Annotated in this window: 19 protein-coding genes; 11 read left to right on the top strand and 8 right to left on the bottom strand. The window is 68.4% G+C overall.

The annotated features are described in order from the left end of the window. Positions 1–90: 90 nt before the first annotated feature. Together BLP73_RS09020 and BLP73_RS09015 are read right to left on the bottom strand one after the other, a co-directional pair. The gene (locus tag BLP73_RS09020) at positions 91–1,236 is read right to left on the bottom strand and encodes a sensor histidine kinase (protein ID WP_090742804.1); all 1,146 of its coding nucleotides are present in this window, start codon (positions 1,234–1,236) and stop codon (positions 91–93) included. A gap of 281 nt (positions 1,237–1,517) precedes the next feature. Next, positions 1,518–2,423 (bottom strand): extracellular catalytic domain type 1 short-chain-length polyhydroxyalkanoate depolymerase, encoded by a 906-nt coding sequence (locus BLP73_RS09015; protein WP_090742801.1) that lies wholly within the window; start codon positions 2,421–2,423, stop codon positions 1,518–1,520. Between the two features lie 367 nt (positions 2,424–2,790). On the opposite strand from BLP73_RS09015, the gene BLP73_RS09010 reads away from it, so the two are divergent. The 6 genes from BLP73_RS09010 to BLP73_RS08995 all read left to right on the top strand — a co-directional run bounded on the left by BLP73_RS09010 (position 2,791) and on the right by BLP73_RS08995 (position 7,613). Next, positions 2,791–4,107 (top strand): cation:proton antiporter, encoded by a 1,317-nt coding sequence (locus tag BLP73_RS09010; protein WP_175453288.1) that lies wholly within the window; start codon positions 2,791–2,793, stop codon positions 4,105–4,107. A 230-nt stretch (positions 4,108–4,337) separates the two neighbouring features. Beyond that, complete coding sequence (locus BLP73_RS09005; protein ID WP_090742798.1) at positions 4,338–5,372, top strand: fatty acid desaturase; 1,035 nt, start codon at positions 4,338–4,340, stop codon at positions 5,370–5,372. A 92-nt stretch (positions 5,373–5,464) separates the two neighbouring features. Continuing rightward, a complete protein-coding gene (locus BLP73_RS19365; RefSeq protein ID WP_175453287.1) occupies positions 5,465–5,632 on the top strand; it encodes a hypothetical protein in 168 nt (55 codons plus the stop codon). A gap of 104 nt (positions 5,633–5,736) precedes the next feature. Then, positions 5,737–6,078, top strand: coding sequence for a DUF982 domain-containing protein (locus tag BLP73_RS09000; protein ID WP_090742795.1), 342 nt, complete (start codon positions 5,737–5,739; stop codon positions 6,076–6,078). Positions 6,079–6,144: 66 nt separating this feature from the next. Then, positions 6,145–6,342 (top strand): hypothetical protein, encoded by a 198-nt coding sequence (locus BLP73_RS19005; protein WP_139165919.1) that lies wholly within the window; start codon positions 6,145–6,147, stop codon positions 6,340–6,342. 176 nt (positions 6,343–6,518) lie between these two features. Further along, positions 6,519–7,613, top strand: coding sequence for a pyridoxal phosphate-dependent aminotransferase (locus BLP73_RS08995; protein WP_090742792.1), 1,095 nt, complete (start codon positions 6,519–6,521; stop codon positions 7,611–7,613). A gap of 9 nt (positions 7,614–7,622) precedes the next feature. On the opposite strand, the gene BLP73_RS08990 is transcribed toward BLP73_RS08995, so the two are convergent. From BLP73_RS08990 to BLP73_RS08975, 4 genes are all read right to left on the bottom strand, one after another. Next, positions 7,623–7,946 (bottom strand): DnaJ family domain-containing protein, encoded by a 324-nt coding sequence (locus BLP73_RS08990; protein ID WP_090742789.1) that lies wholly within the window; start codon positions 7,944–7,946, stop codon positions 7,623–7,625. A 60-nt stretch (positions 7,947–8,006) separates the two neighbouring features. Then, on the bottom strand, positions 8,007–11,096 hold the full coding sequence (locus BLP73_RS08985) for a valine--tRNA ligase (RefSeq protein ID WP_090742785.1): 3,090 nt from the start codon (positions 11,094–11,096) through the stop codon (positions 8,007–8,009). A gap of 62 nt (positions 11,097–11,158) precedes the next feature. Next, positions 11,159–11,512, bottom strand: a complete 354-nt coding sequence (locus tag BLP73_RS08980) for a DUF1428 domain-containing protein (RefSeq protein ID WP_090742783.1) — start codon at positions 11,510–11,512, stop codon at positions 11,159–11,161. A gap of 79 nt (positions 11,513–11,591) precedes the next feature. Continuing rightward, positions 11,592–12,023 carry an Lrp/AsnC family transcriptional regulator gene (locus BLP73_RS08975; RefSeq protein ID WP_090742780.1) on the bottom strand — a complete coding sequence of 144 codons (432 nt, stop codon included), beginning with the start codon at positions 12,021–12,023 and terminating at the stop codon, positions 11,592–11,594. A 149-nt stretch (positions 12,024–12,172) separates the two neighbouring features. On the opposite strand from BLP73_RS08975, the gene BLP73_RS08970 reads away from it, so the two are divergent. Continuing rightward, complete coding sequence (locus BLP73_RS08970) at positions 12,173–13,327, top strand: type III PLP-dependent enzyme (protein WP_090742777.1); 1,155 nt, start codon at positions 12,173–12,175, stop codon at positions 13,325–13,327. Between the two features lie 46 nt (positions 13,328–13,373). After that, the gene (locus BLP73_RS08965; protein ID WP_090742774.1) at positions 13,374–14,438 is read left to right on the top strand and encodes a DUF2235 domain-containing protein; all 1,065 of its coding nucleotides are present in this window, start codon (positions 13,374–13,376) and stop codon (positions 14,436–14,438) included. 63 nt (positions 14,439–14,501) lie between these two features. Here BLP73_RS08965 and metF read toward each other — a convergent pair whose 3' ends face one another. Continuing rightward, positions 14,502–15,374: a methylenetetrahydrofolate reductase [NAD(P)H] gene (gene metF / locus BLP73_RS08960; RefSeq protein WP_090742771.1), complete on the bottom strand. Its 873-nt coding sequence runs from the start codon at positions 15,372–15,374 to the stop codon at positions 14,502–14,504. A 93-nt stretch (positions 15,375–15,467) separates the two neighbouring features. On the opposite strand from metF, the gene BLP73_RS08955 reads away from it, so the two are divergent. The 3 genes from BLP73_RS08955 to BLP73_RS08945 all read left to right on the top strand — a co-directional run bounded on the left by BLP73_RS08955 (position 15,468) and on the right by BLP73_RS08945 (position 18,329). Next, positions 15,468–16,382 carry a LysR family transcriptional regulator gene (locus BLP73_RS08955; protein WP_090742768.1) on the top strand — a complete coding sequence of 305 codons (915 nt, stop codon included), beginning with the start codon at positions 15,468–15,470 and terminating at the stop codon, positions 16,380–16,382. A 71-nt stretch (positions 16,383–16,453) separates the two neighbouring features. After that, on the top strand, positions 16,454–17,242 hold the full coding sequence (locus tag BLP73_RS08950) for an inositol monophosphatase family protein (protein ID WP_090742764.1): 789 nt from the start codon (positions 16,454–16,456) through the stop codon (positions 17,240–17,242). Positions 17,243–17,330: 88 nt separating this feature from the next. Continuing rightward, positions 17,331–18,329, top strand: coding sequence for a DMT family transporter (locus BLP73_RS08945; RefSeq protein WP_090742762.1), 999 nt, complete (start codon positions 17,331–17,333; stop codon positions 18,327–18,329). Here BLP73_RS08945 and BLP73_RS08940 read toward each other — a convergent pair. Beyond that, entirely contained in the window at positions 18,253–20,322 is a 2,070-nt protein-coding gene (locus BLP73_RS08940; RefSeq protein WP_175453286.1) for a lytic transglycosylase domain-containing protein, read from the bottom strand. The genes BLP73_RS08945 and BLP73_RS08940 overlap by 77 nt on opposite strands. Positions 20,323–20,393: the final 71 nt, after the last annotated feature.

The raw sequence follows: 20,393 nt of genomic DNA, 5'->3' as shown, positions 1-20,393 counted from the left end.
TGATGGAGGAGCTGGGTCTGACGCCCTGCTCGACATGAGGGTTGTGGTCGATGTCCAGGTTGCCCGCGGCAGAGGCCGTGAACCTGCGCCTCATGCTTCGCCCCTCGACAGATCGAGACAGAGCGTCGTTCCGGCCTCCGGTTCCGGCCAGGCGAGTTGGCCGCCCAGCTGCTCTGCCAAGCCCTCGATGAGCTTCAATCCGGTGCCGGAGCCTGCCCGAGCGGCGTGGGGCGCGGGGTGAAGGCCTCTTCCGTTGTCGTGCAGGCACAGGTGCAGGCGGTCGTCGGTGGCCTGCACCGTGACCGAGATCGTGCCGCCATTATCGCCGAACGCGTATTTGAGACTGTTGGTGACGAACTCGTTGGCGATCAGCCCGAGGGGAACGGCGACATCCGCGGCGATGTCGACATCGGCGATGTCGAACTTAAGCGCGATCCGGCCGCCCTCATGCTCGTGGAGGTGGCAGAGGCCGTTGACGAGCTCGGACAGGAACGGACGCAGCGGCAGCTGGTCCGGCACGCCGTTCCTGTAGAGCTGCTCGTGGACCCGGCGCAGGGTGTCGATGCGCTCGGCGACGGTGTTCAGCTCGGCCCTCGCTTCATCAGAGCCCGTCTGCCGTGCCCGCGCCCGGACAAGGCCGACCACGATGCTGATGTGGTTCTTGACGCGGTGCTGCAGCTCCTGCATCAGCCGCTCGTTAGTGCTCAAGGCCCGCTGGAGGCTCTGCACCTTGTGCAGCCGGTCGATGACTGGCCCGAGGACCGTCGCGTAGGTTCGCAGGAACTGGATGTCCCGGTCGCCGAACTTGCGCAGCTTCCGGCTGTCCACTTGCAGCAAGCCGTATGGCTTGTCCCCCGGAAGGAAGATCGGCACGTTCACCAACGACACCACCCCGTGGTCGATCAGGAAGTCGGCGAACTCGAACCGGTTCTCGTCCCGGATGTTGCGGGAGACGACGGGTTCCTGGCGTTCCAATGCGTAGGTCTCGGACGATCGTTCCGCGAAGTGCAGGCGCTGCGTTCCGACGATCCCAGGCTTCCAGCCGACGCCGGCCTTGACCAGCGCTGACCTGCCGCCCTCTTCGACCTCCAGCACCTTGGCGAGGTCGGCGCCAAGCGCCTCCGCGACCAGGCGGCACCCCTCGTGCAGCACCTCGTCGAGGCTGTCGCTGCGGAGCACGAACTCGCCGAACTCCGCGAGCACCTTCTGCCGGATCTGCATCTCTTCCATATTCATCGAGGAGCCTCCTCGCGGAACCTGCCGGAGGTCCACTCACGGCACCCGGGCGTCAATGTTAGGTGGCCGCATGCGTGCATTAGGCTCAGGAGAGCGGGTCCATGCAAGAAAGATCGGCCGCGTGGTCGGGCTGGTCGCGATTATGAGCGTGGAGAAGGATCAACGGCACAGCGGCAGCGGGCCGGTGGTCCCGCAGGACGCCGCCTTTCCAGCGCCAAACGGCCGACTCTCGCATCACACCTTCTCCGGGGCCGACATCTCCCTTGTCGGCCGTCGCTCCTTTACTTCGTCAGGCCCCAGAACCGCGCGATGTGCCGCGTCGAGGAGATGCCGACCTCCAGCATGTACTTGCCGGCCTCCCCCAAGCCCTCGGCGCCTTCCGCACTGATCGGCGTGCCGTGGCCCATGTCGGTGATGACGTATTCCTCGATCACCGGCTGCCCCGCATCGTCGCACCAGACGCGATGAGGGAAGCCGTCCACCTCCTCGACCCGTGTCGGCGGGCCCTCGACATCGTGCAGCCTCTGCCACTGGCGCACGATCGAGTCCGCGTTGGAGCTGTCGACGGTCTTGTCATTGTCGCCATGCCAGACCGAGATGGTGGGCCAGCGGCCGGTGAACTCCGACGCATCCCGCACAAGCGCGTCCAGGGTGCGATCCGACGGCCCGCCATAGCCCTTCATGCGAACCAGCGCCTCCACCAGGTTGCCGGCGCTGCGGTAGGGCAGGCCCGCGATGATCGCGCCTCCGGCGAAGACCTCCGGATAGGTCGCCAGCATCACCGAGGTCATGGCACCCCCCGAGGACATGCCGGTGACGAAGATGCGCGAGGGGTCGATGGCATGATCATCGACCACCTTGGCGATCATCTGGCGGACGGAAAGCGGCTCACCGCGGCCACGATGGATGTCGCCGGACTTGAACCAGTTGAAGCTGCCGAGCGCGTTGTTCGACTTGCGCTGCCCCGGAAAGAGAAGCGCGATCCCGCATTCGTCGGCAAGCGTGGACCAGCCTGACCCGAGATCATAGCTTTCTGCGGACTGGGTGCTGCCATGAAGAACGACCACGAGAGGGCCGTTCGGCGGGAAGTTCTCGGGAATGTAGATGTCCGCGCTGAGAGAGCCGGGATCGGTTCCGAATCCATCGAGACGGGTGAGCCTGCCATGGGCCCCTGAAGTGAACGACATGCGGCCCCCTGTCATCTAGCCGGATGTTGGCTGGTACATGAAGCCACAGGCGCGGGTGGCAGTTCCCGCTGGTGCCACTTGCAATGCCGCTTTTGTCGCACTCGACCATTCGTTGACCCGCGAGCGGACGCATCGTCACGGTGCTCGCGCAATCAAGGCGAACATGCGCGCAATTGCACGGAAAGCGCTTCCGCCGAGGTCCGGTCGGGAACATAGCCGAGGTTCAGATGTTGCAGCCGTCGCCAGCCCTTTGGCCGTGCATCACCATAAGGAAAAGCTCGTCCATGGACCCGGTGCAACCCGTTCGACCGCCAATGAGCGTCGACCGGGCGGCTTTGGCGTCAGCGGGACCTGCGAAGACAGCCGTATGATCGAAATCCTGACGCAGGCACCGGATCCCTACATCCTGGTCCTGACATGCCTCGGCCTTCTCATTGCACTGGTCGCGTGGCTGCCCCTCGCCCTGCGCCGGCTTCCGCTGTCGCTGCCGATCATCTGCATCGGGCTGGGGATGGTCTTCTTCTCGCTGCCCTGGATCACCTCATCGCCGCTGCCGATGGATTATCCCCATGTCACCGAGCGCGCGACCGAGTTCGTCGTGATCATCGCGCTCATGGGGGCGGGGCTCAAGATCGACCGCATCTTCGGCTGGCGCCGCTGGATCATCACCTGGCGGCTCATCTTTGTCACACTTCCACTGGGGCTTGTGCTGATCACGCTGCTGGGCGGCGCATGGCTGGGGCTTTCCTGGGTCCTCGCGCTGCTGCTTGCCGCGGTCCTCGTGCCCACCGACCCGGTGCTCGCGTCCGATGTGCAGGTCGGACCACCCGCCACCGGCGAGGAGGACGAGGTGCGCTTCGGCCTTACCTCGGAAGCGGGCATCAACGACGGCGCCGCGTTTCCCTTCGTGCACCTCGCCATCGCCCTGAGCCTCGCATCGGCCACCGGGGAGCCGTGGCTGTGGGAATGGATCAGCTACAACATCCTGTGGGAGATCGGCGTCGGCATCCTCGGCGGTTACCTGGTCGGCCGGCTCTTCGGCTGGATCACCTTCCACGTTCCCGCGGAGACCAAACTGGTCAAGACGGGCGACGGGCTGATCGCCCTGTCGGCCACGTTCTTTTCCTACGGGTTGACAGAATGCCTTCATTCCTACGGCTTCCTGTCGGTCTTCGTCACGGCCCTGACCTTCCGGCACGCGCACCGGTCCCACGAGTTCCACGAGGACATGCATGCCCTGACCGAGCAGATCGAGCGGCTCGCCATGATGATCCTCTTGCTGCTGTTCGGGGGCGCGCTGGTGAAGGGGCTTCTCGATCCCCTGCGGGTCGAGGACATCGTAGCGGCGCTCGTGATCCTTCTGGTCATCCGCCCGCTGTCGGGCCTCGTCGGCCTGGCCGGCACGCGAACGTCCTGGAACGAGCGGCTGACCATCGCCTTCTTCGGGATCCGGGGCATCGGCTCGTTCTACTACCTCGCCTATGCGCTGAACCACATGGACGCCGAAGCCGAGGCCGAGCGGCTCTGGGCCATCGTGGGGCTGGTGGTTCTTCTGTCGATCCTGATGCATGGGCTGAGCGTGACGCCCGTCATGCGCGCGCTCGACCGCCTGCAAGGCCGTGACCCTGACGCGGATGATGCCATCCCGCCGCCGGGGTTGCAGGGACCGGGTTCTTCAAGCTGACGGGGACTGCCGGTCCGCCCGGACGCGGGGGCAATGAAAGGAAGACTGAGGACGCAGCAGTCACGTCAATGGCGAGGGCGAGCCTGCCGATGCGCGTGGGGCGCGGCACTTTCGCCCTTCGTCGCTTGCCCTGCCTTGTTCGGCAAACGCGGCTGCACTAAATGAGGAAACACAAGTTAACGCCGTGGGGGCCGAGGGGCGTACGTGGCTCCAGCTCCGAGGCAGTGATCATGACATCTTCCGATACATCCGCGGCGCAGGTCCGTTCAGCCAAGGACTGGGTCCGGATCCTCGCGAAGTATCGCGAGCCCTCGACGCGGCGCAGCATCTTCGAGCTGCTCGTGACGCTCGTGCCCTTCGCGCTGCTCTGGGGACTGGCATGGGCGGCCTTGTCCATCAGCCCTTGGCTGACGCTTGGGATCTCGATCCTGAACGGCTTCTTCCTTGTGCGGATATTCTGCATCCAGCACGACTGCGGCCACGCGTCGTTCTTTCACAGCCGCAAGGCGCAGGACTGGGTGGGAAGGTGTCTCGGGGTTCTCACCGTGACGCCCTACGACGTCTGGCGCCGCACGCATTCCATCCATCACGCGCAGCATGGCAACCTCGACGAGCGCGGCATCGGGGACGTGATGACGCTGACGGTCGATGAGTACCGTGGCCGGAGCCGGACCGGCCGGCTGATGTATCGCCTCTACCGCCACCCTCTCGTGCTCTTCGGACTGGCGCCGAGCTATCTGTTCCTGCTGCAGAACCGTCTTCCCCTTGGATTGATGCGGTCGGGCAGGCGCTACTGGATCTCGGCGATGGGGACCAACGCGATGATCGCCCTTCTCCTGGCCGTCATGATCTGGCTCGACGGGCTGCAACCCGTGCTGCTCATCTACCTGCCCACGGTCATCGTCGCGGCCACGCTTGGCATGTGGCTGTTCTACGTGCAGCACCAGTTCGAGGAGACGCACTGGTCCGAGGCGGAAACGTGGCAGCTGCACCACGCGGCGCTGGCCGGCTCGTCCTATTACGTCCTGCCCGCGCCGTTGCGCTGGCTGTCCGCCAATATCGGCGTCCACCACGTCCATCATCTATACAGCCGCATCCCGTTCTACCGGCTGCCCGAGATCCTGCGCGATCACGCGGATCTGGCTGTCGTGCAACGGCTGACGCTTTGGGAAAGCCTGCGCTCGGTGAACCTGCATCTGTGGGACGACAAGCTGAACCGCCTGGTCTCGTTCGCGGACGCCCGTCGGCGCGACAGCGCCGCGTGAGGTCGCTCGGCAGGGCGGAATGCAGCACCTGCGTCTGCCGCCCTTACAATCTGCCGCATGAGGCCCTATATGACCTGTGCAATATATCTGTCTTGAACCTGTTCCTTCCGGCTCAGCGCTCGATCTTCAGCTTTGCCGCGCCGTTGCATCCTGTGAGCGGCATTGAACAAGGAACATTTCAGATGGCCACCCTTATCATGACCCGGTTCGGCGCGACCCAAGACCTCAGCATGGCGCCGGCAAGCTGCACGGCGGCCTGACCGTCCCGCCGGAGCGCGCGCACAGCAATCGCCGGCGCACCGCGCTACTCGAACCGAACACCTGCAACCCTGAGGAAGAGTCCGCCCTGCGGCAGGCTCATCCGATGACAGCCGATCCGCAGCCACTGCATCGGCATGCCTCACTACGAAAGAGAATTCACTTGATGGAAATCAACTGGGGAAAACCCCTGGTCCTGGTCGTCTCGCCGGATGGCGCGACGCAGAAAATCACGACGGCCGAGCAGGCGCGCCACTGGTTGCGCAAGAGGTGGCCGGTGGCAGATCGCAGCCGCGACCGCGCCCTGAACCATGTCGAAGCTGCGATGGAATGCATGACATCCGTCGGAGCGGCGCGGCAGGCCTTCGCCCTCGCCGCACGGACCGCCGGCCTCCTGCCGGAGAGCCAGGCCCCCATGCCCCGGGTGGTCGTCGCGGTCGGGACCTAGAACCAAGCCTTCAGCAGCCAGCGCCCTTGGCCTGGTTGCTGCACCCTGACATCGAAAGGATGACCCGTGGAACGAGATCTCGCGCGAACAGACGAAGAAGTCACGCGGCTGATCCTGCACAATTGCGAAGAGATGGGCGTGTCGCCGACTGCGGCCCGCCGCATGGTCGAGCGCTGCCTTCAGAACCGGCGGAGTTCGGTCGGTCGCAGTCAGCCCTCCGTTCCAGAGGCGGAGTTGGTGCAGGCATCCCGCCACCGCGCATAGCGACGCCGATCGAGCGCACCGCCTCGGGCCCGATCGGTCTTGCGAAGACGCACCCACTTGCCGCAGTTTCGCAACGATCTCCTCGGGCTCGAGAGCCTCGCGCGCTGCGCGCCCCTGACCTGACCACCAAGCGCCACCCGCTTGCGGGCGCGCCGCCTCCGGTGCAAGTTCTGCCCATGACGCGCCTCGCCCCCATCCCCGCCGCCCTTCCCGCCACCGTCCCCTTCGTCGGGCCCGAGACGATCGAGCGCCGGAGCGGCGCGGCCTTCGCCGCACGGCTCGGGGCGAACGAGAGCGGTTTCGGTCCCAGCCCCCTCGCGGCCCGTGCGATGCGCGAGGCGGTGGGGCAGGTCTGGCAATATGCCGACCCGACCAGCTTCGAGCTGACGCAGGCGCTGGCCGATCATCACGGCGCCGCGCCCGAGAACATCATGGTGGGCGAGGGGATCGACGGGCTCCTCGGCACGCTGGTGCGGCTGACGGTGGCGCCGGGGGATGCGGTGGTCACTTCCGAGGGCGCCTACCCGACCTTCAACTTCCACGTCGCCGGCAGCGGCGGCCTCCTGCACAAGGTGCCCTACCGGAACGACGCCGAGGACCCGGACGCCCTGCTGGACCGCACCCGCGCCGTCAGCGCCCGTCTCGTCTATCTCGCCAATCCCGACAACCCGATGGGCAGTTGGCACCCGGGCGCGGTGATCGAGGCCATGCTGGACCGCCTGCCGCCGGAGTGCCTTCTGGTCCTGGACGAGGCCTATGCCGAGTTTGCCCCGGCAAGCGCGCTGCCGCGCATTGCGCCCGAGGATCCCCGCGTCATCCGGATGCGGACCTTCTCCAAGGCCTACGGCCTCGCCGGGGCGCGGATCGGCTATGCCATCGGCGCGCCCGACCTGATCGCGGCCTTCGACCGGCTCCGCAACCATTTCGGCGTCAACCGGATCGCGCAGGCCGGGGCGCTTGCGGCGCTTCAGGACCAGGGCTGGCTCGCGCATGTCGTGGCCGAGGTCGCCGCCGCCCGCGACAGGATCGCCAAGATCGGCGCCGCGAACGGGCTGACGCCTCTGCCCTCGGCGACGAACTTCGTGGCGCTCGATGCCGGGGGCGACGGCGCCCGGTCCCGCGCCCTCGTCGCCGCGCTCGAGGCCGAGGGCGTCTTCGTCCGCATGCCCGGCGCGGCCCCGCTCGACCGCTGCATCCGCATCAGTTGCGGCCCCGGCCCCGAGCTGGACATCCTGGCCGAGGCGCTGCCCCGCGCCCTCGCGCGGCTCTGAGACCCCGCATCAGTCGCGCATGAAGCGCCGCCTGGCCTCCTCGGCGATGGACTGGCGCATCTGAAGCCGCGCGATCTCGGCCAGCAGCGCCGTTCGCTCCGGCCCCTCGGGCAGGCCGGCCAGCCGCTCCTGCGTGGCGATGACCTGCTTCTTCAGCACGATCTCCTCGGGCAGCACCCCCGCCTGTGCCATGATGCGAAAACCGGCCGCCGTCGCGTCCCGCTCCACCGGCCGGTCGGGCAGGGGCTTGCCCTCGCCCTCCAGCCCCGAAAGCTTCCCCTCGGCACGGGCCTTCAGCATCATCCGCTCGGCAATCCGTTCAACCCACCGCATCTTCTTCGTTGCCCAAATACCCACGACACCCGCGCCAGAAGCGCCGTGGGCAGGTCCAGCTCACATCGCCGCCAGCTGCGCCAGCGCCGCCCGCAGCCGCGCCAGATCGTCCTGAAGCGCCGCAAGCTTGGCCTGCGTCTCCTCGATCACCTCCGGCTCGGCATTCTCGACGAATTTGGGGTTCCCAAGGCGCTTTGCCAGCCCCTCAGCGTCCTTTTCGCCCTTGCCCAGCTGCTTTTGCAGCCGCGCCGTCTCGGCCTTGACGTTGATCACGTCCCCGATTGGCAGCGCGAAGGATGCGCCGGGCGCCGAGACCGCGATCATGCCGCGACCCGCAACGCCGTCCAGCGCAGGGTTCACCCGCGCCAGCCGCTCGATCAGGGGACCGTTCGCCGCGAGCGCCGCGCGCGCCGCCGGGTCCGCCTCGGTGACGATGAGGTCCAGCTTCGCGCCTGCCGGCACGCCCATCTGCGCACGGGCGGAACGCACCGCCTCGATCAGCGCGATCACCCAGTTCATCTGCCGGTCGGCATCCGCGTCGATCAGCTCGGACCCATAGGTCGGCCAGTCGCCGTGGACCAGCATCTTGGACCGCGCGCCGGTCAGCGCCCACAGCTCTTCGGTAACGAAGGGCATGATCGGGTGCAGCATGAGGTAGCACTGGTCCAGAACCCAGCCCATCGTCGCCCGCGTCTCGTCGGCGTGCGCGCCATCGAAGAGCGGCTTGGCGAATTCCACATACCAGTCGCAGACTTTGCCCCAGACAAAGGCATAGAGACCCCCCGCCGCGTCGTTGAAGCGGTAGCTGTCCAGCGCCTCGTCCGTCGCTTGGCGGATGCGCGCGACCTCGCCGATGATCCAGCGGTTCACGGTGTGGCTGGGGGCGGGCAGGGCGCCGCCGCCGCGCACACCGTTCATCTCGGCGAAGCGGGTGGCGTTCCAGATCTTGGTGACGAAGTTGCGGTTCACCTCGACATGCTTCGGGCCCAGCTTCGGATCGCGGCCCATCGCCGCCATCGAGGTCAAGGTGAAGCGCAGCGCATCGGCGCCGTATTCGTCTACCAGCGTCAGCGGGTCGATGACGTTGCCCTTGGACTTCGACATCTTTGCGCCCTTCTCGTCCCGCACGAGGCCGTGGACATAGACGGTGCGGAAGGGGACATCGCCCACGACCTCGAGCTGCATCATCATCATCCGGGCGACCCAGAAGAAGATGATGTCGAAGCCGGTGACCAGCACGTCGGTCGGGAAGTAGCGCTGCAACTCGGGCGTGGGTTCCGGCCAGCCGAGCGTGCCGATGGGCCAGAGGCCCGACGAGAACCACGTGTCCAGCACGTCCGGATCGCGCCAGACCGGATAGACCAGATGCGTCGGGTCCTGCGTCAGGTTGTAGTCGGCCAGCGCGCGGGCCAACATCTCGACGGCCGCCTCGCGGTCGGAAGCCTCGACCACGCGGCTGACCTCCAGGGGCTGCGGCAGGCCGGCGATGGTGTCCTGGAAATGCGCCTCCACCTCGGCATAGCCGGCGGCGCAATGCTGGATCTCGCCGGCATGGACAAGACCGCCCTCCAGCAGGCGGAACAGCTCGACCTCGTCGAGGGCTCCGTCGCCTTCGTCATCGCGGAAGGCCTCGGCGCGCAGATCGAGGCCGTACCAGACCGGGATCTGGTGGCCCCACCAGAGCTGGCGGCTGATGGTCCAGGGCTCGATGTTCTCGAGCCAGTTGAAATAGACCTTGCGGTGCTGCTCGGGCAGGATCTGGGTGCGCCCCGTCCGGACCGCATCCAGCGCGGGGCCGACGATGCGGGCCGTGTCGACGAACCACTGGGCAGTCAGCATTGGCTCGATCACCACGCCCGAGCGGTCGCCAAAGGGCTGCATGATCGGCTTTTGCTCGACCAGCGGGCGGCGCTCGAGGTGCTCGGCGCCGGTCTCGGGCTCGATCTCCTTGTGGAGATAGGTGACGGCAAGGCCCTCGGCGGTGATCTGATCGACCACGCGGCGGCGCGCCTCCAGCCGGTCGAGGCCGCGCAGCTCCTCGGGGACAAGGTTCACGCCCGACACATCGCCCACATCCTCGCCCCTCGCGGCACGGCCGGCAACCTCGGTGCTTTCGGCATAGGAGAGCCCGTCCTCGCGCATCCGCGCCTTGCCGTCCATCAGCGCGTAGAGCGGAATGGCGTTGCGGGTCGCGACGCCGTAGTCGTTGAAGTCATGCGCCCCGGTGATCTTCACCGCGCCCGAGCCGAAGTTCGGATCGGGATACTCGTCCGTGATGATCGGGATGAGGCGGCGATGCTCCTTCGGCCCGACCGGGATCTCGCAGAGCTTGCCGACGATGGGCGCGTAGCGCGCGTCCGCGGGATGCACGGCCACCGCGCCGTCGCCCAGCATCGTTTCTGGCCGCGTGGTGGCGATGGCGATGTAGTCGCGGGTCTCGCGCAGGGTGACGTTGCCGTCCGCGTCGCGCTCGACATATTCATAGGTCTCGCCGCCGGCGAGGGGATACTTGAAGTGCCACATATGGCCGGGCACCTCGCGGTTCTCGACCTCCAGATCGCTGATTGCGGTCTCGAAATGCGGGTCCCAGTTCACCAGCCGCTTGCCGCGATAGATAATGCCCTTGTTGTAGAGATCCACGAAGACCCGGATCACCGCGTCGTGGAAGTTGCCCTCCTCGCCCGAGGGCGCGCCAGGGGCGCCGGACATGGTGAAGGCGTTGCGGTCCCAATCGCAGGAGGCGCCGAGCCGCTTGAGTTGCCCGATGATCGTGTCGCCCGACTCGCGCTTCCAGTCCCAGATCTTCTGGGTGAAGGCCTCACGCCCGATCTCGCGGCGGTTCGGCTCGCCCCGTTCGGCCATGCGCCGCTCGACCACCATCTGCGTCGCGATGCCCGCATGGTCTTGCCCAGGCTGCCACAAAGTGTCGAAGCCGCGCATCCGGTGCCAGCGGACCAGGATGTCCTGCAGCGTGTTGTTGAAGGCGTGGCCGATGTGAAGGCTGCCGGTGACGTTCGGCGGCGGGATCATCACCGTGAAGGTCTCGGCGCGCGAGGCGTTGGCGCCAGCGCGGAAGGCGCCGGTGCGTTCCCACTCGGCGCTGATCCGGGCCTCGGCGGCCGTCGCGTCAAAGCTCTTGTCCATCGTCATCGCTGTCATCCCCATCGCTCGGGGGATGGATTAGCGAAAGCCGCGGGCAAGGCCAAGCGCAGTCAGCTCTCGTCCACCAGCGGCGAGAAGCCCCCCCAGAACATCCGCTTGCCGTCGAAGGGCATCTCGCCCATGCCCTGCATGTCCGGGTCCTCCATCATCTTGGCCCAGGCCGCGTCGGCGGTCTGCCGGTCAGGCCACTCGATCCACGAGAACATCGGCACCTCGTCCTCGGTCGCCTGCGTGGCGCGGTAGAAGTCGGTGTTCTGGCCGTGCGGCACGTCCTCGCCCCAGCATTCGACCATCCGAAGCGCGCCGAGCCGCTTGAACAGCGGCCAGGTGGCGGTGGCGTGGTCGGCATAGGACTGCTTGTTCTCGGCCGGCACGGCCAGAACGAATCCGGTGTAATAGGTCATGGCAACCTCCCCTTGGCATGATGGCCCATGGTGGCGCCCCGGACCAACAAAAGGCAACATGGCGAATGTTAATCCGTAATCAGACCGCCCGGTCCAGCTTGGTCGACAGGTGGATCAGGCTCTCGGACGAGCGCACGCCGTCGATGGCGCCGATGCGGTCCAGCGTCTCGTCCAGTTCGGCCGTCGAGCCGGCGGCGATCTGCAGCAGCAGGTCCACGCGGCCGCTGGTCGTGTGGATGCGCTCGACCTGCGGCAGGACCTTCAGCCGGGCGAGGATCGCGGGCAGGCTGCGCGGCTCGATCCCCAGCATGACGCTGGCCCGGATGCGCCCGCGCTGCGCCCCCTCGCCAAGCCGCAGCGTGTAGCCGGCGATGGCGCCGCTGCCCTCCAGCCGCTCCAGCCGGGCCTGCACTGTGGACCGCGCGACCTTCAGCTTGCGCGCAAGCACAGCGACGGACATGCGGGCATCCCCGCTCAGCTGCGCCAGAATGTTGCGGTCCAGATCGTCCACGGGCAAGGCTTTCGTCAAAATGACATCATACTTGGCATAATAACCGCGTGAGGCTGCAAATCATCCCTTTTCATCGGTGAAATCGAAACCCAAAAGCGCCATTCTAGGTTTCCACCCGATCCCTCACCTATTCGCGCGAAAGGACCGCAATGGGACAGCACAAGACCGTTTGGGACAATCCGGCCGACATCATCCGCCACCTTGCGCCCGAACATCCCGTCATGGTCTTCGCACCGACGGTCCTTCAGGACCGTGCGCGACAGTTCCTCGAGGGATTTCCGGGGCTTGTCACCTATGCCGTGAAGTCGAACCCCGAGGAGGCGGTGATCCAGAACCTCGTCGCCGCCGGCGTGCGCGGCTTCGACGTCGCCTCACCCTTCGAGATCGACCTGATCGGCCGCCTCGCGCCGAATGCCGCGCGGCACTACCACAACCCGGTCCGCTCCAAGTCCGAGATCGCGCATGCGGTGAAGGCCGGCATCCGCGCCTGGTCCGTTGACAGCCGGTCCGAGCTGGAGAAGCTGTTCGCGCAGGTCCCGACCGAGGTGGACGGCAAGGGGGTAGAGATCTCGCCCCGCTTCAAGCTGCCCGTGCTGGGCGCGGCCTATGATTTCGGCTCGAAGTTCGGCGCCACGCCCGAACTGGCGGCCGAGCTGCTGGCCGAGGTGGCGCAGCGCGGCTACATCGCCTCGCTGACCTTCCATCCGGGCACGCAGTGCACCGACCCGATCGCGTGGGAGAGCTATATCCGCGTGGCCAAGGACATCTGCGACATGGCCGGCGTCAAGGCGCAGCGGCTGAACGTGGGCGGCGGCTTCCCCTCGCACCGCGTGGTCGGGGTCGAGCCTGACCTCGCGACGATCTTCCAGGAGATCGCGGACACGGCGACCGAGATGTTCGGCGAGGACGGCCCGGCGCTGGTCTGCGAGCCAGGTCGCGGTCTCTGCGCCGACGCCTATGCGCTGATCACCCGTGTGAAGGGCGTGCGCGACGGGGCGCATGTGTTCCTGAACGACGGGGTCTATGGTGGGCTGGCCGAGCTGCCGATCATCGGCAATATCGATCGGATCGAGGTGCTGGACCCGCAGGGCAATCCACGCGGGGGCGAGCGCGCCGGCCGCGTCCTCTTCGGGCCGACCTGCGATTCGGTCGACCGCCTGCCCGGCGAGATGGCCCTGCCCGAGGACATCGCCGAGGGCGACTTCGTCATCTTCCACGGCGCCGGCGCCTATTCCACCGTCACCAACACCCGCTTCAACGGCTTCGGCGCGATGACGCAGGCGACGGTGATGAGCCTGTCCTGACGGCGGGCGTAACCATTCGCTCATGCCCCTGTGCTAGGCTGCGGGCATGAGCGAGGCACGGCCCCCGACGATCCATGTGGTGCTGATGGACGGCACCTTCGCCTCGCTGGCCGACGGCCGGCGCAGCTCGATCGGCCGCATCCACCGCCTGCTTGCCGGCCAGCTTGGCCTGCCGCCGCCCGCCGCCCGTCTGCGGCTGCATTACGGCATGGGCCAGCAATGGAATCGCTGGAAGACGCTGCCGGAACTCGCCTCGGGCCGCGCGCTCGAGCTGCGGATCATCGACGCCTATGGCTGGCTCGCGTCTGGCTACCGGCCGGGCGATCTGATCTTCATGTTCGGCTATTCCCGCGGCGCCTTCGCCGTCCGCAGCCTCGCGGGCATGATCGACCGCGTGGGCCTTCTGCGCGCCGAGGCCGCGGCCGAGCGTCACGTCCGCCTCGCCTGGCGCCTCTACCGGCAGGGCGGCAGCAGCGCCTCGGCCGCCGCCTTCCGCCGCCGCTGCCACCCCGATGCCCCGATCCGCATGCTGGGCTGCTTCGACACGGTGATGGCGCTCGGGTTGCGGCTGCCGCTGCTCTGGATGCTGACCGAGCCGCGCTTCCGCTTCCACGACGCCCATCTGGGCCGCGGGATCGAGCATGGCTTTCAGGCGCTGGCCTTGGACGAGACGCGCGCCGTGCTGACCCCGCTCCTGTGGGACGACGCCCATGCCGCCGGCCGCATCCGGCAGATGTGGTTCCGCGGCACCCATCCCGACATCGGCGGCCAGCTAGGCGGTTTCGAGCCCGCGCGGCCGCTGGCGAACATCCCGCTGGTCTGGATGCTGACCCATGCCGAGGCGCTCGGCCTACCGCTGCCCCCTGGCTGGCGCGCGCTCTTTCCGCAGAACGAGGCCGCACCGTCGCTCGGCACCTGGCGGCGATGGGGCAAGCTGTTCCTCGCCCGCGCCCCGCGCCTCGCCGGCGCCTTCGGCACCGAGGCGCTGCACCCGACCGTCCCGCGCCCCTATCCCGGCCCGGCGCTGCTCACCGGGGCGCTTGCACCCCATGCCGCCCCGCGCCGGACGCGCCGGCCCCGCAAGCTGCCCGCGAAGGCGCCTGCTGAGTGAGCCCGAGGCCGGCCGCTTCTTCGTTGCCCAAATACCCAAGCGGCCGTGCCGCGAGTGCCAGCGTCAGGCCGCGATCCCGGCCGTCGGCCGCACGCCGAGCGCGAGGCAAACCTCCTGCACCAGCTCGGGCCGGTTCAGCGTGTAGAAATGCAGCCGGTCCACGCCCCCGTCGATCAGCGCCTCGCAGAGATCGGTGCACAGCCGCGCGGCCAGCGCCCGCTCGGCCTCGGGACCGTCCGTCGCGGCCAGATCGAATGCCTCGTGCGCCCAGTCCGGCACGCTGGTGTTGCAGGTCGCGGCGAAGCGCTTGGTGCCGGACCAGCTTTGCACCGGCAGGATGCCGGGGATGATCGGCGCGTCGATGCCGGCCGCCGCGCAGCGGTCGCGGAAGCGGAAGAACGTGTCCGCCTCGAAGAAGAACTGCGTGATCGCGCTGTCCGCGCCCGCGTCGATCTTGCGCTTCAGCCAGTCGATGTCGGCATCGTCCCCGGTGCTGTCGGGATGCGGCTCGGGATAGGCGCCGACGCGGATCGTCATGTCGCCGCGCGCCGCGATCGCCTCGATCAGCTCGACCGAGCTGGCAAAGCCGTCTTCATGCGGCGTGAAGCGCTCGGCGCCCTTGGGCGCGTCGCCGCGCAGGGCGACGATCTCGCGGATGCCGGCCTCGGCATAGGCGTCCACGATCTCCATCGTCTCGGCGCGCGTCGCCTCGACGCAGGTCAGGTGCGCGGCGACGTTCAGGCCGAACTGGCGGTTGATCGTCGTCACCGCCTCATGGGTCAGCTTGCGGGTCGTGCCGCCGGCGCCATAGGTGACCGACACGAAATCGGGCGCGAAGGGGGCCAGCGCCCGCGCGGTCTCCCACAGGCGGAACGAGGCATCCAGCGTCTTCGGCGGGAAGAACTCGAAGCTGATCTGCGGGGCGGGGCGGGACATGGCGTTTCCTTCCTTCTCTGGCGGCGCTTGTGCCATGTAGGGATGCGTGAGACAAATTCATAATCCTCAAGATCAATCTGAGTTTCATTCATCATGCATCTGGAACTGCGGCACCTGCGCACCGTCCACGCCATCCACGAGCAGGGCGGCCTCGCCCGTGCCGCCGAGGTGCTGAACATCACGCAATCCGCGCTGTCCCATCAGGTGAAGGCGCTGGAGGAGCAGGCCGGGGTCGAGCTGTTCGTCCGCCGCGCCAAACCCATGCGCCTCTCGGCCGCCGGGATGCGCCTGCTGCGGCTGGCCGAGCAGGTGCTGCCGATGGTCGCCGCCACCGAGGCCGAGTTCAAGGGCGTCGAGGCCGGCCGCATCGGCCGGTTGCACATCGCGATGGAATGTCACGCCTGCTTCGACTGGCTGCTGCCGGTGCTCGACATCTTCCGCCGCGCCTGGCCGGACGTGGACGTGGACATCCGCCAGCGCCTCGCCTTCGGCGCCCTGCCGGCGCTGGTGCGCGAGGAGGTGGATCTGGTCATCTCTTCGGACCCCGAGGATCTGCCGGGCATCATCTTCCAGCCGCTCTTCGACTATGCGCCGACACTGGCGGTGCCGGCGGGGCATCCGCTGGTCGCCAAGGGCCATGCCGATCCGGCCGATCTGGCCGCCGAGACGCTGATCACCTATCCGATGGATCGCGCGCGGCTGGATGTCTTCAGCCAGTTCCTGACCCCGGCGGGGATCGAGCCCGCCCGCCAGCGCACGGTCGAGCTGACGGCGGTGGCGGTGATGCTTGTCGCCTCGGGGCGCGGGGTGGCGGTGATGCCGGACTGGGTGCTGCGCCGCGAGGCGGCCAATCCCGAGATCGCGCTGCTGCCGCTCGGCCCGCAAGGGCTGCGCCGCCGCCTCTATGCTGCCGTGCGGGAGAGCGACCTGTCGCTGCCCTACATGGCCCATGTCCTGCGCCTGTCGCGAACCGAGCCGCTGCGGATGCTGCGCGGGCCGGCAACCTGAGACATCCCCGCGCTTCACATTCCGCGCCCCAGCCCCTATGAGGCGCCAACCCCAGTTTCCCGGAGCATCCGATGGCCAGCGCCAATCTCAACATCATGATCAAGGCCGCCCGCAAGGCGGCGCGCGGCCTCGTCAAGGACTTCCGCGAGGTCGAGAACCTTCAGGTCAGCGTCAAGGGCGCGGGCGACTTCGTCACGCGCGCCGATCGCGAGGCCGAGCGGGTGATCAAGGAAGAGCTGATGGGCGCGCGCCCCTCCTATGGCTGGCTGGGCGAGGAAACCGGCGAGACGCCGGGCGAGGACCCGACCCGGCGCTGGATCGTCGATCCGCTGGACGGCACCACGAACTTCCTGCACGGCCTGCCGCACTGGGCGATCTCGATCGCGCTTGAGCACAAGAAGGAGATCGTCGCGGCGGTCATCTTCGACGCGGCCAAGGACGAGATGTTCATCGCGGAAAAGGGCGGCGGGGCGTTCATGAACGACCAGCGGCTGCGCGTTTCGGGGCGCACGCGTTTGCAGGAATCGCTGTTCGCGACCGGCATCCCCTTCTCGGGCCACGGGCCCCTGCCGGCGGCGCTGCAGGACCTGGCGCAGCTGATGCCGGTGACGGCGGGCGTGCGCCGCTTCGGCGCGGCCTCGCTGGACCTGGCCTATGTCGCGGCAGGCCGCGTGGACGGCTACTGGGAACGGGGTGTGAAATCCTGGGACGTGGCGGCCGGCATCCTGATGGTGCGCGAGGCCGGCGGCTTCGTGCACGGCATCCGCGAGGGGGACGATCCGCTGGAATCGGGCCGCCTGATCGCCGCCAACCCAACGCTGATGGACCCCTTCGCCAAGATCATCCGCGCCCGCGACTGATCTTGCACGATCTGCATACCCGGGCTTGACCTTGGGGCAGGGCGGGCGCAACAGGGGACGTCCCATCGCGCCTGCCCGAAAGCGCCCCATGCCCGACGATCCGCGCCCGCCCTACGTCGCCTCGGCCGCGGCGGCCTCTGCGCCGCCGATCGTGGTGCCGCCGGCCATGCCCCGCCCCGTCCGCGACCGCACCGGGCTGGCGATCGGGCTGATGTGCCTCGTCAGCTTCATCTTCGGGATGCAGGACCTCTTCTCGCGCATCCTCGGCGAGGCCTATCCGCCGGTGCTGGTGGTGATGATTCGCTACTGGGTCTTCGCGCTCTTCGTGACCGCGCTGGTCGCGCGCCAGCCGGGCGGGCTCAGACGCGCCATCCGCACCAAGCGCCCGCTGACCCAGATCGCCCGCGGGGTGATCCTGGCGCTGGAGGTCGTGGTCATGGTCGAGGCCTTCGTGCGCCTCGGCCTGATCGAGACGCATGCCGTCTTCGCCGTCGCGCCTTTGTTCGTCGCCGCCCTCAGCGGGCCGGTGCTGGGCGAGCATGTCGGCTGGCGGCGCTGGACCGCGATCGGCGTCGGCTTCTGCGGCATCCTCGTGATCCTCAACCCGGGCGGGGGCGTCCTGACGGTCGATGCGATCCTGCCGCTGGTCGCGGCGCTGATGTTCGCGCTCTACGGGCTGCTGACGCGGCATGTCTCGCGCGACGATCCGGCCATCGTCAGCTTCTTCTGGACGGGCATCGCCGGCGCGGCCGCGATCACGCTGATCGGCATCTGGGAATGGCAGTGGCTGGCGCCGCGAGACTGGTTCTGGATGGCCGGCCTCTGCATCTGCGGGATGACCTCGCATTACCTGATGATCCGCAGCTACGAGATGGCCGAGGCCTCGGTCCTGCAGCCCTTCGCCTATACCCAGCTGGTCTGGGTCAGCATCATCGGCGTGGTGGTCTTCGCCGAGGTGCTGCGCCCGAACGTGGTCATCGGCGCCGCGATCGTCGTCGCGGCGGGGATCTTCACTCTGCTGCGTCAGCGGTGGAAAGCGGCGCGGGAAGGCTCGGCTGCCAACCCGCCGGCAGCACGGGACCGATGAAGGGCTTCGGCTGCGGGCGCGCCGACAGGGCCAGCGTCAGCCGCGCCGGAGGAGGCGGGACCATCCCGCCGCCCGAGAGATCCCACCGGGGCAGGATGGGCGCCGGCTTGCCGTGGATGCGGGCGCGGTAGACGGGCAGCGCCTCGGTCACGCGCATGACGTAGTTGCGCGTCTCGTCGAAGGGGATCAGCTCGACCCACTCGACCGGATCGACACCCTTGCGGATGTCGCCGAAATCGCCCAGCCAGCGCGCCGGCCGCCCTGGACCGGCATTGTAGCCCGCCGCGATCAGCGCGACCGAGGGCCCGAAGCGGTCCGCCAGCCCCTGCAGATAGGCGGCCCCGAGCCGGGCATTGTAGGCCGCCTCGTGCAGCCGCGCCGGCTCGTAGGGAATGCGAAGGCTGCGGGCAACGTCCTCGGCCGTGCCGGGCATGACCTGCATCAGCCCCTGCGCGCCGACATGGCTGCGGGCGGTGTGGTTGAACTCGGATTCCTGCCGGGCAATGGCCATGACCAGCTCCGGCGGCGGGCCGAGCTCCTCGCGCTCAAGGCCGGTCAGCGGGAAATGCGCCACGGGCCAGATGATGCCCTGGTTCGCCGATTGCTTCGCCAGCCGCAGCCCGTGCCAGGGATAGCCCGCCTCGTACATCAGGCGCGACATGCGGGCGATGTCCTCGGGCACCGCCGTCTGCGCGAGGTGCAGGAAGAAGCGCTGCGCCTCGTCCACCCGGCCCGTGCCCAGAAGCCACAGCCCGGCCCGGTAGACCGCGTTCTCGGCGATCGAGGCGCCGCGCCAGTCGGGCAGCCGGTCGAGCCCGCGCTCGGCCACGGCATAGTCGGCGGGCAAAGGCACGCCCAGCCTCTCGGCCGCAAGCTGGCCGTAATAGACGCCGGGGAAGGCGGCGGCCTTCTGCCAGGCGGCCTCGGCGGCGGTCTTGTCGCCAAGCGCCTCATGGGCGCGGCCCTGCCAGTAGAAGGCGCGGGCGGTGCTGATGGCGGCGCTGACCACCGTCTCCAGATGCTCGAAATGGGCCAGCGCGCGGGCCGGATCGTCCGTCTTCAGCGCGGCATAGCCCGCCAGCCATTCCAGATCGGCGTAAAAGCGGTTCTCGGGCGGCAGGTGATGGGGCGCGGCGAGTTGCAGGGCGCGGGCGAAATCGCCGTTTCGCATCGCCAGCCGCGCGTAGTCGACCCGCATCGAGGCCCATTGCGCCGGATCGCGCAAGCTGTCGGCGCTGGTCGAGGCCTCCAGCATCAGCGCCTGCGCGCCGTCATGCATCTTCGCGCCGACCCGCCACAGGAAGCGGTCCAGCGTCAGGCCCGGATCATTGCGCTGGTCCTCGGCCAAGCCGAGGATCAGGTCGTCCACGCCCGTCCGCCCGGCCTGAAGCGCGATGCGCGCATTCGGCAGCGCGCGGTCCTGAACGGGCAGGCGCGGGACCAGCCGCTCGGCCTGCCGCCATTCCTGCCGGTCCAGCAGGGCAAAGATGCGGGCGGGAATCAGCGGCGTCAGTTCGGCCGCGAACTCGGTCAGCAGCGCCTCTTCCTCGGCCGGCTCCAAAAGCGCGGTGCGGAAGAAGCGCGCCCGCTCGGCAGCGGCCTCGGCCGGGGGCAGGGCAGCGGCATAGGCGCGATGGGCGCGGTAGCTCACCGGCAGGCGGCCATCGAACCAGACCGCCGCCTCCTCGGGCGTCAGGGCGCGCAGCTTGCCGTCGCCGCGGCTGCGAATGGCCTCTATCGCGGGCCAGTCGGAATGACGCTGCACGAAGTCCAGGTAATCGCCGAAATCGCCATGCCCGGCCCGCAGCGCCTGCCAGCCGATCAGCGCCTCGCCCAGGGGGCCGGCAGCGGCGGCGGCGGCGCGGGCGGTGGTCCAGTCCTGGGCATCGGCCGCCGACAGCGCCAGCGCCATCGCGCCCGGCGCCTCGGACTTGGCCGCCAGCGGCATCACGGCCAGCAGCCCGGCCAGCATCATGTCACGCAGAAGTCGCATCACCACCCTGTGTCGCGGCCCCGGCCCTCGCAGGCAATACACAACCTTGGCAAGTCCCGCGCCCGGCGCTA

The sequence above is a fragment of the Paracoccus tibetensis genome (genome assembly GCF_900102505.1).
Taxonomy (GTDB): domain Bacteria; phylum Pseudomonadota; class Alphaproteobacteria; order Rhodobacterales; family Rhodobacteraceae; genus Paracoccus; species Paracoccus tibetensis.
The sequence above is the reverse complement of the archived record's forward strand: the minus strand, read 5'-3'. Positions and strand labels throughout refer to the sequence as shown.